Consider the following 17,191-nt stretch of genomic DNA (forward strand, 5'->3'; position numbering starts at 1 on the left):
AAGGGTTTAAAATATATGGGTTTCTTTAGTCATAATATAAATTCCCATCACTAAAATAAACCACCCGAATGCCGGTTTCAGTTTTTTACCATCTATTTTCTTTGATAATTGGGCGCCGATGATAATTCCAATAACGGCAATACCAGCTATGGACATCAATACATCCCATTCTATTTTGGTACTGTTCATCGATGAAAGGAAACCGATCAGAGAATTCAGGGAAATAATAGCCAAAGAAGTTCCTATTGCTGTTTTCATTGGAGTTTTCAAAAGATTGACCAATGCCGGAATGATCATAAAACCACCTCCTGCTCCTACCAGGCCTGTCAAAAATCCTACAACCGTCCCCTGGCCAGCTGCCAGAAACACATTTCCTTCCCCAGAACTATTCTCAGCTACCGTTGTATTGCGAATCATTTTATAGGAAGCAAGAACCATCAGACCGGCAAAAATCAGCAGTAGAAAAATATTTTTAGTTACTGTAAAGCCTTTTACAACGATCAGCACATCCGGAATTAACGGCAGCAAATACGTTCTGGTCAGGAAAATTGAAATAACAGAAGGCAGCCCGAATACTACCGCCATTTTACCATTGACCAATCCTTTTTTGAAATAAGAAACGGAGCCGACCAGGCTGCTGATCCCCACAATGAAGAGTGAATATTCTGTAGCAAGAAAAGCATCCATCCCAAACAAATACACCAATACCGGAACGGTGAGAATACTTCCGCCACCACCGATTAATCCCAGAGAAATTCCTATTAAAACTGATGCTGCATAGCCTATAATTTCCATTTTTATGATCTCTATAATTATGGTGCAAAAATGGGATTGTTCTGGAAGGGGTACAGCTACTTTTGTTACATAAGAGATTTTTTAGACCCCTTTTTTTCTAACACTTTAGTTCACTTTAGAAAGTTTATGCTGCGACTGTATAAGTAAGTTCACTTTAGATGAAAATCTCTGATTTTCATAATACTTAAGTGTTCTTTTCAACAGGATGCATGATAACTTACATTTTACTTGAGTGTTATGATTTTTTTGTGACTTTTGTGGTTGGGGGTAAACCACCCCGTCAAAAATTCTTTGAATTTTTGCCACCCCTCCAGAGGAGGGGAATATGAGTGCCTTTGATTGACCTAGAGGTTAAGGGTGATCTTGTTTCTGCCGAGCTGCACGCTTCCTTCTTCTTCAAGTTGCTTGAGAAGTCTGGATACCACTACCCTGGCGGTTCCCAGCTCGTTGGCAAGCTGTTCATGAGTGGTATTGATGATATTGGAATGAGTGAGTTCTGACTTTTTATGAAGGAGGTTCAGCAACCTTTCATCCATCTTTTTGAATGCGATGGCATTGATAATATCCAGGAGTTCTTCAAAACGTTTATGATAAAGCCTGAAGATATAATCCAGCCATTCCGGATGTTCTTTGATAAATAAAGACACTTTATCTACCGGAAGGAAAAGAATTTCAGCATCTTCCTCTACCTCAGCTTTCACAATACTTTTTTCATTATGCATTCCGCCCAGGAAAGACATGATGCAGCTTTCTCCTGCTTTGATGTAGTACAGCAGAATTTCTCTGCCGTCTTCTTCTGTTCTGATCACTTTGATCATCCCTTTCATCACAATAGGAATGGAGCGGATAGAGCTGTTTTCATCCAAAATAATATCTCCTTCACTGTATTTTTTCGTTATCCCGTTCTGGTATAGCTTTTCTACAAGGTCCGGCGACGAAGCAAATTCTGAAGAAAGAATGGTATCCTGCATGCTGTAAAATTCTGTAGGGCTAATTTACGCCAATTTCATCAACGAACAGCCATGCTTTTGAATCTGCCCCCGGATTTCCTGCCGGAATAATGCCTGCATTTTCAATGACAACTTTTAGGTATTTTGCATTCTGAGCCCCCACATTCAGTCTGATCTTTCCTTTGGCATTCTGAATGTCTTCTTTTCCGATTTCTTTGATCAGTTTAAAGTTTTTAAGATCATCAGCAATATAGATCTTTGCTGATTTTGCAAGGTGGATCCAGCTTCCTTTATTTTCGAGTGTATTGAAATAAATTTCTGAAAACCCTGTTCTCTGTCCAAAATCTATAGTTGCCACAACGTCTTTTCCCTGAAAGCCAAGCCATGTTTTGCCCAGCTGCTTTACATTTCCGATAATACCATCTACCAGCGTGAAAGCACCACCAAAAGAATAGTTTTCACCTGGCTGTTGTTCCAGTGTAATGCTTTTTCCTGTAGTTTTTGAAACGGTAAATTCCTGAGTAGAAACGGCGCTTTTCAGTTTTCCATCTTCAAAATAGGCAGACTTAATCGTTAAAGAATTTGGAATGGAAACCGGGCCTTGGTATGTTTCAGAGTTTATGGTAGGAACCGTTCCATCTAATGTATATCGGATTCCGTTTGAGTTTTGTGAAGTAGAAAGTTCATAGGCAATCCCCTTATTCGCAGGAATTACTTTTCCGGAGATATTGTAAATACTTTTAGCATAGTTCACATTCATTTTATCCAGAACTTTGAACTGGTTGATCACCCTGTTTTCAAATTCTTTATAATTCTTAGGATCGGATGTTCCCCATCCTACTTCGGAAAGCGCCATCAACCTTGGGAAGATCATGTATTGTACCTGCTTAAAATCCAGGATATATTCAGTCCACAGGTTCGCCTGTACTCCCAGAATGTATTTTGCCTGTTCTGCGTTCAGTTCGGAAGGAATAGGATTATACGAATAGACTTTATCCAGCGGCGTGAAACCTCCGAAAGCATTCGGTTCTGATTGTGGATCTCCCTGATAATGGTCAAAATAGCAATATGCCCCCGGTGTCATTACTGCAAAGTGTTTTGATTTTGCGGCTTCAATACCTCCGTTTACTCCTGTCCAGCTCATTACAGCGGCATTCGGTGCCAGCCCGCCTTCCAGAATTTCATCCCAACCAATAATTTTTCTTCCTTTGCTGTTTACATATTTTTCAATTCTCTGGATAAAATAGCTTTGCAGGCCGTGTTCATCCTTTAAATTATTTTTCTTAATCAGTTCCTGGCAATGTGCACATTCTTTCCATCTGGTTTTCGGACATTCATCGCCACCGATATGGATGTATTGGGATGGAAACAGTTTTATTACTTCATCCAGAACGTTCTCCAGGAAGGTAAATGTTTCATCTTTCGGGCAAAAAACATCATCAAAAACACCCCATTTTGTAGCAGATTCAAAAGGTCCTTTTGTACAGGCCAGTTCAGGATAAGCCGACAATGCAGCCAAAGCATGCCCAGGCATTTCGATTTCCGGAACAACAGTAATATGTCTTTCCTGAGCATATTTTATCACCTCCTTTATCTGTTCCTGAGTATAGAAGTAAGGTCCGTAAGGTTTCCCATCGTAAGTATTATCCACGTAAGCCCCAATCATCGATTCTTTACGTTTTGAACCGATCTGTGTAAGCTTCGGATATTTTTTTATTTCAATTCTCCATCCCTGATCGTCTGTAAGATGCCAATGGAATGTATTCAGTTTATACATCGCCAGATAATCGATATATTGCTTCACCTCCTCTACCGTGAAAAAATGACGACAAACATCAAGGTGCATCCCACGCCATGCAAATTTTGGCTGATCCTCAATTTTTAATGCCGGAATTTTCTTTTCCGTTTTATAATTTTCAAATAACTGAATCAATGTCTGAAGCGCAAGGAAATAGCCTTGTTTGGTGTACGACTGAATGTGAATCTGCTTAGGTGAAATATCGAGGGTATAAAATTCTTCTTTTCCTACCGGAGCTTTTGGCAATTGCGAATAAATCAGTTGAGCATCGGCTTTCTTTGACGTCTTAATCTTTATTTCTGAATTGAATCGTTTCTTAAAATATTCCGTTTCATTTTTAGGCAGATCATCGCTTATAACCAAGATGTCGGAAATAACAAAATTTCCATTATTGATCTGCACATTTTGTGGATAAGGAATCAGGTTCAATTTATTCTGAGCAAAAATTAGGGTGGAAACTAACATGAAAAATGCTAAAAAAGTCCGTATCATGGAATGGAATTAAGGTTTCAGCTAAGATAATTATTTTTCAAAGTTCTTTGATTTTTTTTAGGCATAAAGTCGTAAAAGCTTTCAAATTCTTATTTTTCCAATTCATATGATACGATAAAGTAGTTTATTATAAACACTAAGTTTTTAAGAGCGTAGTATTTAAGATCGCCCTACAATTCTCTCGAAGTAAATCTATATTCATTTTAAAACTATGGTTTGTTTTTTGATCAGTATTGATCACTTAAAAAGATAAAACGTTTAAATTTGTAAAAAAAATCCGATGAAAAAAAGCATTTTTCTGGCAGCCGGGCTATTCTTCTCCATCTCTACGCAAGCACAAATTCTTGATATTATTAAATCTACTGTGAAAGATAAAACGGGTGTAGATTTGAATACTCCTGTTAAAAATACGGGTACAACAACTTCCACCAATACAACAACCACTACACCAATAAAAAACAATACTTCCTCTTCGAATGCGAATCTGGGAAATCTTACCTCAACTCAGATTTCTTCCGGATTGAAAGAAGCTTTGAATATCGGTGTTACAGATGGTATTAAAAAACTGGCGGTTACAGATGGTTTTTTCAGAAATGAAGCGGTGAAGATCCTAATGCCTGAAAAGCTAAGAAAGATTGATACCACGCTACGTTCTATCGGAATGGGAAGCCTTGCAGATGAAGGAGTAAAACTCTTAAACAGAGCTGCTGAAGACGCAGTAACAGAAGCAGCCCCTATTTTCACCAAAGCGATCACTTCCATGACCATTACAGATGCTAAAAATATCCTGCTAAGCAGTGATAATGCAGCCACCAACTACCTACAGACTAAAACTCAAAGCCAGCTTTTCAGTGCTTTCCAGCCAAAAGTGAAGGCTTCATTAGGAAAAGTAGGTGCTGATACGGTATGGAAGAACCTGATCTCAAAATATAATACTTTCACCGGACAAGCTGTAACGACTGACCTTAATGAGTATGTAACAACAGAAACCATCAATGGTGTTTTCAAAATGGTAGCAGATAAAGAAAGTGGTATCAGAAATACTCCGGCTATGAGGACTACGAGTATTTTGCAGAAGGTTTTTGGAGCGCAGGATAATAAATAATAAGTTAGTTGGTAAACTAACTGTTACCTATAAAAAGACTGTTTCATTGTGAAACAGTCTTTTTTATTATATTATTTTCTTTTGTCTTGAAACAAAAATTCAAGACCTGGAAATCTACGCTAAAAATAATTCCTGTTCTCTAAAAATTCTAAACTTGTGCGAATTCTATATTTGTTGATCAGTTCTGAATGGGTCTCGCACTTCGGACAATAGAATTTTCTTAACGTTCACAGAATTTATTTTTTTAACGCTACGATTTCCGATGTCACTTTTCGTAGCCGTTAATAGAAAGATATTTCATGATATTAATTTTCAGAATTGTAAACACCAAAAAAAACTGTTTCTTTATTTTACTATTTTCTTTTGTCTTGAAACAAAAGAAACAAAAGTTCAAGACCTGGAAATCTACGCTAAAAATAATTCCTGTTCTCTAAAAATTCTAAACTTGTGCGAATTCTATATTTGTTGATCAGTTCTGAATGGGTCTCGCACTTCGGACAATAGAATTTTTTTAACGTTCACAGAAATTATTTTCTTAACGCTTCGATTTCCGATGTCACTTTTCGTAGCCGTTAATAGAAATATATTTCAAAATATTAATTTTCAGAATTGTAAACACGAAAGGAAACTGTTTTCTTTATTTTACTATTTTCTTTTGTCTTGAAACAAAAGAAACAAAAATTCAAGACCTGGAAATCTACGCTAAAAATAATTCCTGTTCTCTAAAAATTCTAAACTTGTGCGAATTCTATATTTGTTGATCGGATTTCCGATGTCACTTTACAAGTATTCACTGCTAATACAATTGAATGTGCTCACATTCCCCTCCTTTGGAGGGGTGGCGAAAATTCAAAGAATTTTTGACGGGGTGGTTTTATGATGACTTTTGGGGTTACCAGCTATTTATTAGGTATAAAAAAACCTTGTCAGTGACAAGGTTGCTATTTTATTGAGTGTTAGAACTGCATTTCAGGAATTTCTCCTTCAATGATCAGATCTGCTTCTGTAGCTTTGATAATGTCTTCTACTGAAACTCCCGGTGCTCTTTCCACCAGTTTAAACCCTTGTGGGGTAACGTCCAGAACAGCTAATTCGGTAACTACTTTTTTCACACAGTTTACTCCTGTAAGAGGAAGGGTACATTTTTTAAGGATTTTGCTTTCTCCTGCTTTGTTTACATGCATCATCGCTACAATGATATTTTCAGCAGAAGCCACCAGATCCATAGCACCTCCCATTCCTTTTACCATTTTCCCCGGAATTTTCCAGTTGGCAATATCACCATTCTCTGAAACCTCCATGGCACCAAGGATCGTAAGATCTACTTTCTGGCCACGGATCATCCCGAAACTGAAAGCAGAATCAAAGAATGAACCTCCTTCTAGTATGGTAATGGTTTGTTTTCCGGCATTGATGATGTCTGCATCTTCTTCTCCTTCGAAAGGGAAAGGTCCCATCCCCAGAACTCCGTTTTCACTCTGGAATTCTACGGAAATACCTTCCGGAACATAGTTGGCAACCAAAGTAGGAATTCCGATTCCCAGGTTTACATAATAACGATCTTTCAGTTCTTTTGAAATTCTTTTGGCAATTTGTTCTTTTGTAAGCATAATAAAAACTTAGACTGCAATTTAAATATTTTCACCCGAATACAAAAGGGCTTTCTGAGGCTGGAAGTCGGAAGAGGGAAGCTAGAGCTGAGTTTTAGCCAGAAAATTACTATACCACTCTCTATTCCTATTAAAAACGAAATAAGGCTACTTATATACTTTGCCAATTGCTTCTTCCAGCCTTCAGCCTCAAATCTACCTCAACAGCAGATCACTATCATCAATAATTAACACTGTTAGTCAAAATAATATCATTAATTTTGTATCCTTATTTACTAAAATGAAAATACTTTTAAGATATATTAAACCTTACCAATGGCTGATTATTATTTCCTTGCTATTGGCTACCATTAACCAGGTTTTTTCTTTGTTTGCTCCGGCCATTACAGGAAATATTCTGGATCAATTGGTCACACACCCCAATTTCTTTGATAAAGAGAAGCTTTTACCCAGAAATCTCCATGAATATTTATACGGAAGTCCGGTTTACCATGGTGTTTTTTACTTTTTAGGGCTCCTTATCGGGACAGCAATGGTGAGCAGAATTGCCAAGGCGTTTCAGGATTATGTTGTAAGTGTGATTACCCAGAAATTTGGAGCCAAAATCTTCACAGATGGACTAAAACATTCGATGGCACTGCCTTATCAGGAATTTGAGGACCAGAGAAGTGGTGAAACTTTATCGATCTTAACGAAAGTGAGAGAGGACACGGTAAAATTCATCAGCAATTTTATTAATATTTTCTTTGGAATTCTGGTGAGTATTATTTTCGTTTCCGTGTATGCCATCCGCCTGCACTGGTCGATTATGCCTGTGTATATCTGCGGAATCTTTCTGATTGCTTTTGTCACCAATTTATTGAGCAAGAGAATCAAGGTGATCCAGAAGAATATTGTTTCTGAAACAACTGCTTTAGCCGGAAGTACGACTGAAAGTTTAAGAAATATAGAAATTGTAAAAAGTTTGGGACTGACCAATCAGGAAGTGATCCGCCTCAACAACAATACGTATAAGATCTTAGGACTAGAGCTCAGAAAGGTGAAAAGCATCCGTTCTTTAAGCTTTATTCAGGGAACTATGGTGAATTTTCTTCAGCAGATGATCACCCTTACCCTTTTATTTTTAATCTTTAAAAATATTGTGACTCCCGGACAATACCTGTCGCTTATGTTTTATGGCTTTTTTATTTTCGGGCCGATGCAGGAAATCGGGAATATTATCATTTCTTACCGTGAGGCAGAAGCGTCTCTTCTTAATTTTGACCGTTTAATGAAGAAAGAGGTGGAAGAGAAACCTCTTCATCCAAAGCAAATTGGAGCGATCGAAGAATTGGAATTCAAGCATGTTTCTTTTAAGCATCAATCCGCACAGTATAAAGCTTTAAATAACATCTCTTTTGATGTGAAAAACGGAGAAACCATTGCTTTTGTGGGACCAAGTGGTTCCGGAAAAAGTACGTTGGTAAAACTTCTTGTAGGACTTTACCGACCTCAGGAAGGGAATATCTTTTACAATGGTATCAACGGAAAGGAGTTTGATTTTGATGAATTAAGAAATCAGATTGGTTTTGTAACTCAGGATACGCAACTTTTTGCAGGAACCATCAAAGAGAATCTTCTTTTTGTAAATCCTCAGGCTACAGAACAGGAATTGGCTATCGCTTTACAGAAATCAAGCTGTACCGCTTTATTGGAAAGGGCTGAAAAAGGAATAGAAACCGTTATCGGAGAAGGCGGACTAAAACTGAGTGGGGGTGAAAAGCAGAGAATAGCCATTGCCAGAGCTCTTTTAAGAAAGCCTCATTTACTGATTTTTGATGAAGCGACCTCTGCACTGGACAGCATCACTGAAGAAGAAATCACTTCCACCATCAAAGACATTTCAAAAGAACGGGAGCAGATTACGGTTCTTATTGCCCATCGTCTCAGTACGATCATGCATGCAGACAAAATTTATGTTCTTGAACGTGGACAGGTGGTAGAAACAGGATCTCACAATGATCTTATTTCCGAAAAAGGACTATACTACGCTATGTGGCGACAACAGATCGGGGAAAGAAAAACCCTTACTCCACAGGCATAAAAAACAAAAGCGCTGAATTTACCTTCAGCGCTTTTTTATTGTTAGAGTTTGAACTTATTCTTTAGTTCTTACTGTTCTCTGCTCAATTCTCTTTTCAAATTTCTCTCCCTGGAAAATTCTCTGGATCATAATTCCCGGAATATGAATTTCATTAGGATCTAATTCTCCCGGTTCTACCAGTTCTTCTACTTCAGCAATAGTAATTTTTCCTGCTCCAGCCATAGGATGGTTGAAGTTTCTTGCAGATCCTTTAAAGATAAGGTTTCCGGCATGATCTCCTTTCCAGGCTTTTACGATAGAAAAGTCTGCTTCGTAAGCGTGCTCCAGAATATGAGGTTTCCCTTTGAATTCTTTTACCTCCTTCCCTTCTGCTACTTCTGTTCCATAGCCTGCAGGAGTATAGAATGCAGGGATACCTGCCTGAGCTGCTCTGCATTTTTCAGCTAAAGTACCTTGTGGAGTAAGTTCCACTTCCAGCTCTCCTGAAAGCATCTGTCTCTCAAATTCCGCATTTTCTCCTACATAAGAAGAGATCATTTTTCTGATCTGTCTTTTGTGAAGCAGTAATCCTAATCCGAAATCATCTACCCCCGCATTGTTTGAAATACAGGTAAGATCCTTCACATCACTTTCTACCAGTGCATTAATTGAGTTTTCAGGGATACCGCACAATCCGAATCCGCCAAGCATTAGTGTCATCCCATCTTGAATTCCGTTGATGGCCTCCTTTGCATTTTTTACTCTTTTATCTATCATGAAATATTAGATTTTTCTGTTGGCTAAATTTAATAAATTTTCCCATATATCCCACCGCCGGATCTCATCTGAATTTCCTGCTTTTTTAAACGGCATATTTTGTAAGCATTTAAAAACATTGTAATCAACCCTTTACCCTCAAAAACGAACCAATCTGTTCACTTTTTCCATATTTCTCGTAAAATTGATTTATATTTGAGGTTTTAAATCCAAAAACACTGTATATTTTATAGTCTTGTGAGACCATTTATTTAAACACGATGTATGTAAAAGATTATTCCGGAGCGGCAGCTGCTGTTTTGTATTTTTATATTCTGTCTGCATTTTCATGCTGTTTCTAATCTCTGATCTCCCGCTATTCTAAATCATTTAAATTCAAATAAAAACATGAAAAAATTATTTGCATCGGCGCTGTTTGTATGTGTATTCAGCCTCAATGTATGGGCACAGGAAAAAACTTATTTTGATGAAAACTGGGAAAAAACCTCCCGGGAAAATATGGAATACTACCGTGAAACCACGCCTAAAGGTAAACTTACTTTAATAAAAGATTATTATAAAGACGGGAAGCTTCAGATGGAAGGTCTTGCTTCTGACCCAACGCCCAACAACGAGGTCTATGACGGAAAAGTGACCTGGTACACTCCTGAAGGAAAGGTACAAAGTATGGTGACCTATTCTAAAGGTAAGCAGGTAGGCGCTTCTCAATCTTATGATACGAAAGGCAGACTGACTGAAGATATGGTATATAAAGAGGATGGCAGTTTTTCCGGAAAAATGTTTAGTTATAAAGATCCGGACAATGAGTATTATTACAACACTTTTACCCAATACGAAAATTCTCTTCCTTCTCTGACCGTTATTTACGATGAAGACATCAAAGGCATCAGAGCTGAAACCATTGTCAATAAGAACGGAGGTTATGAAAATAAATATTATGGTGAAAAAGGGAAATATCTCGGAAGTGCTACTTCTGACTCCGGCATTGAAAGTACTCAGGTAGAATACTACTACAATCCGATGAGGGTTTCCAAAATGGAGAAGTATAAAAGTGACGGCAGTATAAAGGAGGGCGTTTTATATGCTAAAAACGGAAAAATCCTACAGGAGCAGAAAAGAAACAAAAAAGACGGCTATAAGACCACTTATGACGAATCCGGAAAAAAAATAGGACATCTGGTTTACCAATATGACAAGGAAAGTGAATCTTACACGCCAATGGATGGTGAAGACTATCAGTTTGGGTACAACAATGAGTACATTTCCGCAATTGATGTCTATAAAAACGGAGCTGCCACAATCAACAAAATATTTGATGAAAACGGAAAGCTTTCAACGGAAATATTACTGAAAGACGGTTCTACTCAGGAGATCAAATATTATACTCCGGAGGGAAAACTAAGGTCAACACTTACGTATAAGGATGATCTTCCTCATAACGGTACGGCCTACGACGGATTGAGTGAAAAGCAATATAAGAACGGAGTTTTAGTCGTTAGCAAAACCTATTCTGAAGAAAATGTACTAAGATCCGAGAAGAAACTTAATGCTAAGCAAACCGCTTATGATGCTACGATCTACGATAATAAAGGAGCCATTCTTTATACCTTCAATCAGCCTTTAAGCGAAGATGGAGATGAGGATTACAGCTTCACCGCACAGATTGTACAATATGCAAAAGGAAAACCTTCCAATAAATCGTCTGTAAAAGGAGGAGTCCTTCAAAGCGGAAAAATCAGATTGAAAATGTACAATGGAGCCAAAGAACTGGAGCGTAACGGAAAATGGATCTTATTAAAGGTTTATAATACGGATGGAAAGCTTATCCAGGATACTAAAGTTTTGGCAGATACTGGAGAGGAGTACTTCACCAGCGATAATCAAACCATCATTCAGGAAGAGCATTTGCAGCCTGATTTTGAATAAAGATCAAATCAAATTTACTATAGAAAAGCAGTTTCCATTTTGGGAGCTGTTTTTTTGGTATTAAAAACACAAAAGACACGAATATTTTTCACGAATAACACAAACTATATTTTTTTATAAGACTGTTCTTATTTTGTGGGCTCATTGTGCTTCTATAAAAACAGGCTGTCATTGCTGACAGCCTGTTTTATTTTATGGATATGTTTGCTTGATTACTGGATGATCAGTTTTAAAGTAAATAGCTTTCTGCCGTGCACTTTTACGAAATACACTCCTTTCGGTAGATTTTCGTTGACCAAAGAGAAACGCTGATTATTGATATTTTTTGATACATAAAGCAGTTCGCCTGATGCAGATACCAATTCGATTTTCTCAATCGGGTAATCACTCTTAATAAAAGTTGGCTCACCCGGTTTCGTAGGATTCGGATATAGGATCACATTTTTCTCCGTACTTCTTGTTTCTTCAACGCCCAATGTTGGTGAAGTCACCTGAAACTGTACCCTGTTTGAAACTTCAGTATAAGAATCATTGGTAAACATGACCATATAATAATTACCTGGTGCGGTTGGTACCCCGTTTACATTTCCTGTAATCGTTTTGGTCCCCTGAGTTACCCCATCAAAATAGGTGTAAGAAACGAAGTTATCATCCGGTGTCTGAACGTTTTGAGGATAAATTCCCAGCCAGTCTTTAATGATCCCTGGAGAATCTGTCCATGAAGCGGTGATATTTTCGCCCAGTGTATACACCGGTTTGTTGATCCATAGATCTGTAACAATATCCCCTACTTTGAAGAATACTTTCTCCCCAATTCCGTTATATCCGTCCTCCAACAGATACTGGGCATAGTAATACCCTTTCGGAAGTCCTGTAAAATTCAGTGTTCCTGATGCTGTGGTTACGTAGTTCCATTTGATAGACGTTGTAGTTCCCGGGGTCTGTCCCATTTTATAAATTCCGATCCAGTCTTTCTGTAGGTTGGGTCCGTTGGAGAAGTTAATCACCACTGTTCCGCCTACCGGATAAGTATCTGCGGTAGCCTGAAGCTGAACGTTTGGCCCTACATAAAAATTCTTTCTCGGAGTGATTTCTGTGTAACCACCGTTAGCAAAAAATCCGGCAAAATACTGACCTTTGTTTGCAAGACCATTATTGAAGGTAACTGTTCCAGCTACCTGTCCGTTCGTATAGATATACCCCTGCGAAGTAGTAGAAGCTGGAGTCTGTCCTTTTTTATAGATTCCTACCCAATCCTGCTGATTTCCGGGACCTCCTGTAAAAGTCGCTGTGATCGGCTCATTCTGAGTATACTCCGTTTTATTTAAAGTAAAAGTTGGGTTTGAAACCACACTTCCTGTAATCTCGAACTGCTTCACATCACTCCAGTCACTCCATTCCAGGTTTCGGTCTCTGTAGCGGGTTTTTACGTAATAAATCCCGTTAGGAATAGAGTTCGCTGCTAAAGTTGCTTTTGTAATGTCTACTCCTTCATTCAGGTTTTTCGTTTTATCCGGTGTTCCGTTTCCGTCTTTTCCGAACCAGTTTTCAAAATCACGGTAGAATTCTTTTTCGATTACTGAGAAATTCGAAGTTTTACTGATCAGAAACTGAGTCGTATTCAGAAGTTCTCCGTTTGAAGAGGAGAAGATACTTCCGTCCAGCGTCAAAGGTAAAGTAATGGGACCTGAAAAAGTATTGGTAATAGACGGTTTTGCCGGTTTAGGCTGATTTTTATACCTGTGAAAAGAGTCTACCAATACATTATCTTTTTTATTGTATACTCCACCAATAGAATAGCATTCTATATCTACTTTTCCGGTAGGTATGTCTACTTCCACAATCTGATACGTCCAGTCTGTTAATGTTTTCTGAACATCATCAAAGTCTTTTTCATTCGACATCCCCCAATACTGATCCCAGGCTGTTCCTCCTGAAATAATCTGATAAGTAGGTGAGTTTTTCAGCTGACCTCTGTGGTAAAGGTGGTGGTGAGCTCCTACGTGCATTAAATATTTATCGGAAGTTACCAGAAGCGGTACTGCATTGTCTCTTACCCATTGAGAAATATCCCCTACATACTGTTCTGCCTGATACGGTCTGTGGCTCAGGGAAATGATCCAGTCTACTGTAGAATCATTATTGGCTTCATTCAGTACCTGCGACAGCCATGTCTGTTGGGCTGTACCTGTATGCTCAGAGCTTAAACTGATAAACAATACGTTACCCGCCTGCTGAGCATAGTAGTTTTCATTTCCGGAACTGATCCCTTTGTATTTAATTTCATCGATGTAAAAATGCGCATAATAAGAATTCATCCCTAAAGTTCCGTAGGTTTCATGATTTCCCACTGTAGTCTGAATAGGCAGATAAGGAGACAGTTTGATGTTCTTTTTGAAGTGAACATTCTCATAATGATCCAGTGTTCCCACATCCACCTGGTCTCCCACCATGAAAGTAAGCGCGATATTATCTGACGGATCTGTGTTGGCTCCAAACTTTTGTTTCAGTTTTTTAAAAGCGTTTAAGGTAAGACTGTCATATCTTGGTTCTGCCTTGATCTGGTTATCCCCCATGATCAGGAATCTGATCTTTCCATTAGCAGTCACAGCCTGTCCCGGAAGCGGAAGTGTTCTGAAGTTGTAGACCGCCGATTCGTTTGCTCCCGTCTTTATCTTATAATAATACTTGGTATTCGGCTGTAAGTTGGTAATTTTTGCGGTGTGATAATAATAGTTGTTGTTGTACCCTGTATCAGAAAAGATATTGGTGGTACCCGTTACCGTTACATTCAGATTCGTTGGAGAATCTCCGTAGATCACAGTGGTTTCGTTATCGGAAGCGGTCTTCCAATTGACGATCATAGAATTCGGGGTCGGGTTTTGCAGATATGGAAACAAAGCCTGCCCAAAAGCCATCTGAACTGCGAAACAAAAAAAGAAGAAATAATGTTTCATAATCGTTTACTTTTTAAAATGACATATAGAGTTTTAATTTGTGAATCAGGAATTTAAAAAATCGTTACTCAGATTTTTATTTCGGGCAAAAGTATGCTTCCCATATAAACTCTGTCTGATGGAATTTTAAAGAAACCGTTAATTTTTTAGCAAAACCGGAATGAAAAAATTATAGTTTTTAGTACAATAATTATTTGGCATATTCAAAAAGTATTTTGTACATTTGCAACCTGTTATTCAACCTCTGACGAAAAACGTGTAAGTTGCTTAGCTTTAACATTTTATTTTATTAATAATGGATTTATTAAAGTACGTACAAGACAAGTACATTGCTAAAAAAGAATTCCCTGAATTCAAAGCAGGTGATACAATTACTGTGTATTACGAAATTAAAGAAGGACAAAAGACAAGAACTCAGTTCTTCAAAGGGACAGTTATCCAACTAAGAGGTACTGGATCTACAAAAACTTTCACTATCAGAAAAATGTCTGGTGATGTAGGTGTAGAAAGAGTATTCCCTATCAACATGCCTGCACTTCAAAAAATCGAGGTTGACAGAAGAGGTAGAGTTAGAAGAGCTAGAATCTACTACTTCAGAGATCTTAGAGGTAAAAAAGCGAGAATTAAAGACGCTGCTTACAAGAAGAAATAATTCAGACAACAATAAATGCAAAAAGAGGCTGTTTACAATCTGTAGACAGCTTCTTTTTTTATGAGCAATGAGCAGTATCTGCATCATGTATATTGTAATCATTATTTTTCAGGAGCTTTATCCTGCTATCCACTCATACTCCTCGCTCCTGTTCTCTCCCACTCTCAACCCCTTACTCTCCCACCCATGCTGCGGGGTAACCGTTACTATCAGGGCTAATATGATGAATGATCAGCCAATCGATATTCCTCAATCCGTTCTATTTTGAAAAACAATAAGTAAAAATCGGATCAGATTCAAAAAATATTTTGTTGAATGAAACACAGTATTAAAAAACGCAAAGAAAGTTAATTAGAATGTTTTATTTTAGGGAGCAAAGAAGAGCGACTTTACCGCTGAAGAAGCTTCATGGATTGCAGTCGCTTAGAAAGAATCAATTTCATTGATTCCATCCTTTGCTTTCTTAAGAATATGGGATAAGATGCTAAAAATCTTTGCGTCAATTAAATTTCATAAACACAAACAATCCTATCCCTCAGCTTTGGCACCTGATCCTAAAAATCTTCCAGGTTTATAGTGTTACATTATTTCAGGAAGTAAAAGCATTACCCTTTATACGGACTTCCGTTTCCTGTTTCCAAAAACAGCTTCAGGCTATTGACAAACTGCACCCAGCCACCGGTACATATTTCGTAACACTCAACCTCAGGATTCAAACCTATATGAGTCACTTTGATCCGGGTAATCTCCGCTTCCTGCTTTATTTCCCAAACGATGGTTGTCCCTATCCATTCTGTCTGGTTTTTTAATTCCGGCAGGGCAATTAAAGAATCTTCAACATACCAGATTACTTTTGAATCAGGAATCAGTTCTTTCACCCGCATTGTTTTGTGAATACTGCTCCCAAATCTTATTGTAAATACATCATCCACGTTGGCAGATGAACCTTCGAACATTTCAGTCCACCACAGGGAAATCTGATCCGTAAGTGCTTTGTACGCTTTATCTGCTGTAGTTTTTACCTCAATGGAATGCGTGTAATTTTCTACGTTATTTGTATTCATGGTTTACATAAAATTATTTTATTAGGTACTACAATTTTATGAAAATTATTATGTAACAGACTTTGCATAGGACAAGAAAAATACTGACGTACAATGGATTAAATCAAGTGCAATAAACCACCCCGTCAAAAATTCTCTGAATTTTTGCCACCCCTCCAGAGGAGGGGAATGTTGGGTCTTTCGGTTGTGATATTGGTGGGAATTGTAAGCTTTATCCGTTTTTTAGAAGATACTGCAGCGGTGTAGAGCCAGTATGCTTTTTGAAAAACTCAATAAAAGCACTGTCTGAAGAAAAACCTAAAGCATGAGAGACCTCTCCTATAGAATCTCCTTCTACCAAAAGTTCTATGGATCGCTGGAGACGCCATTGCTGCCTCCATTCCTGATAAGAAAGCCCCGTCTCTTTTTTGAAAATACGGGTGATGGTTTTTTCTACCGCTCCGGTATCTTCTGCCAGCCTTTTCAGCATTGGTGGCATGGATTCCCGTGTGGTCCACTCTTCTACAATTCTTCTAAAACGTCTGTCAACAGGCATTTTAAGTTCCAGCTTTTCTTCGGGAGCTTTTCCTATTTCATCCCAGAACACCTTGAGAATATTCTCCTGAGCAGGATTCATAGGTGCCCATTCCCAGAAACAGATTCTTTCAATCATTTCTTTTAATAAAGGATTTACGTGCAAAACTCTGAGACTGGCGCTCATCAATTTCTCAGCGTATCTATTATCAAAATAAACGGATCTGTAAGCTACCATATTCCGGAAATTGACTCTATGGACTTCATGAGCCGGAATCCAAAGCATCCTGAACGGAGGCAGTACAAACTGCCTGTCAGAAGTCGTTACCGTCATACAGCCTGATGGGGCATACAAGAGTTGAGCCTTCGTTGGATGAAAATGAAACCCTGAATCGTGCATCACCATATCCGAAGCAATTCCTATTACTTTTTCATGAATAGAATCAGCATCAAACTCTTCATCTTGTTTCAATACAGCCATGTCTTATTT

The 17,191-nt window shown here is 38.1% G+C and carries 12 protein-coding genes; 4 read left to right on the forward strand and 8 right to left on the reverse strand.

Annotated elements, in window-relative coordinates:
• Nucleotides 1-6: 6 nt before the first annotated feature.
• From AC106K_RS01960 to AC106K_RS01970, 3 genes are all read right to left on the reverse strand, one after another.
• Nucleotides 7-795, reverse strand: a complete 789-nt coding sequence (locus tag AC106K_RS01960; protein WP_482443175.1) for a sulfite exporter TauE/SafE family protein — start codon at nucleotides 793-795, stop codon at nucleotides 7-9.
• 344 nt (nucleotides 796-1,139) lie between these two features.
• On the reverse strand, nucleotides 1,140-1,766 hold the full coding sequence (locus AC106K_RS01965) for a Crp/Fnr family transcriptional regulator (protein WP_482443176.1): 627 nt from the start codon (nucleotides 1,764-1,766) through the stop codon (nucleotides 1,140-1,142).
• A gap of 19 nt (nucleotides 1,767-1,785) precedes the next feature.
• A complete protein-coding gene (locus tag AC106K_RS01970) occupies nucleotides 1,786-4,035 on the reverse strand; it encodes a beta-N-acetylhexosaminidase (protein ID WP_482443177.1) in 2,250 nt (749 codons plus the stop codon).
• A 280-nt stretch (nucleotides 4,036-4,315) separates the two neighbouring features.
• Between AC106K_RS01970 and AC106K_RS01975 the strand changes: the two genes are divergently transcribed.
• Nucleotides 4,316-5,140, forward strand: a complete 825-nt coding sequence (locus AC106K_RS01975) for a DUF4197 domain-containing protein (protein WP_482443178.1) — start codon at nucleotides 4,316-4,318, stop codon at nucleotides 5,138-5,140.
• 956 nt (nucleotides 5,141-6,096) lie between these two features.
• Here AC106K_RS01975 and AC106K_RS01980 read toward each other — a convergent pair.
• Entirely contained in the window at nucleotides 6,097-6,750 is a 654-nt protein-coding gene (locus AC106K_RS01980; RefSeq protein WP_034695353.1) for a CoA transferase subunit B, read from the reverse strand.
• Nucleotides 6,751-7,030: 280 nt separating this feature from the next.
• On the opposite strand from AC106K_RS01980, the gene AC106K_RS01985 reads away from it, so the two are divergent.
• Nucleotides 7,031-8,833 carry an ABC transporter ATP-binding protein gene (locus AC106K_RS01985; RefSeq protein ID WP_482443179.1) on the forward strand — a complete coding sequence of 601 codons (1,803 nt, stop codon included), beginning with the start codon at nucleotides 7,031-7,033 and terminating at the stop codon, nucleotides 8,831-8,833.
• A 54-nt stretch (nucleotides 8,834-8,887) separates the two neighbouring features.
• Here the strand turns inward: AC106K_RS01985 and AC106K_RS01990 are convergent, their stop codons facing one another.
• Nucleotides 8,888-9,589, reverse strand: a complete 702-nt coding sequence (locus tag AC106K_RS01990) for a CoA transferase subunit A (protein ID WP_482443180.1) — start codon at nucleotides 9,587-9,589, stop codon at nucleotides 8,888-8,890.
• Nucleotides 9,590-9,976: 387 nt separating this feature from the next.
• On the opposite strand from AC106K_RS01990, the gene AC106K_RS01995 reads away from it, so the two are divergent.
• The gene (locus AC106K_RS01995; protein WP_482443181.1) at nucleotides 9,977-11,515 is read left to right on the forward strand and encodes a toxin-antitoxin system YwqK family antitoxin; all 1,539 of its coding nucleotides are present in this window, start codon (nucleotides 9,977-9,979) and stop codon (nucleotides 11,513-11,515) included.
• 212 nt (nucleotides 11,516-11,727) lie between these two features.
• Here the strand turns inward: AC106K_RS01995 and AC106K_RS02000 are convergent, their stop codons facing one another.
• The gene (locus AC106K_RS02000) at nucleotides 11,728-14,472 is read right to left on the reverse strand and encodes a fibronectin type III domain-containing protein (RefSeq protein ID WP_482443182.1); all 2,745 of its coding nucleotides are present in this window, start codon (nucleotides 14,470-14,472) and stop codon (nucleotides 11,728-11,730) included.
• Nucleotides 14,473-14,767: 295 nt separating this feature from the next.
• Here AC106K_RS02000 and rplS point away from each other — a divergent pair, with 295 nt between their 5' ends.
• Nucleotides 14,768-15,124, forward strand: a complete 357-nt coding sequence (gene rplS / locus AC106K_RS02005; RefSeq protein ID WP_002980648.1) for a 50S ribosomal protein L19 — start codon at nucleotides 14,768-14,770, stop codon at nucleotides 15,122-15,124.
• Between the two features lie 605 nt (nucleotides 15,125-15,729).
• On the opposite strand, the gene AC106K_RS02010 is transcribed toward rplS, so the two are convergent.
• Nucleotides 15,730-16,188: an SRPBCC family protein gene (locus AC106K_RS02010; protein WP_482443183.1), complete on the reverse strand. Its 459-nt coding sequence runs from the start codon at nucleotides 16,186-16,188 to the stop codon at nucleotides 15,730-15,732.
• Between the two features lie 211 nt (nucleotides 16,189-16,399).
• Nucleotides 16,400-17,182 (reverse strand): AraC family transcriptional regulator, encoded by a 783-nt coding sequence (locus AC106K_RS02015; RefSeq protein ID WP_482443184.1) that lies wholly within the window; start codon nucleotides 17,180-17,182, stop codon nucleotides 16,400-16,402.
• Between the last annotated feature and the right edge of the window lie 9 nt (nucleotides 17,183-17,191).

The organism is Chryseobacterium sp. FR048, from assembly GCF_056844665.1.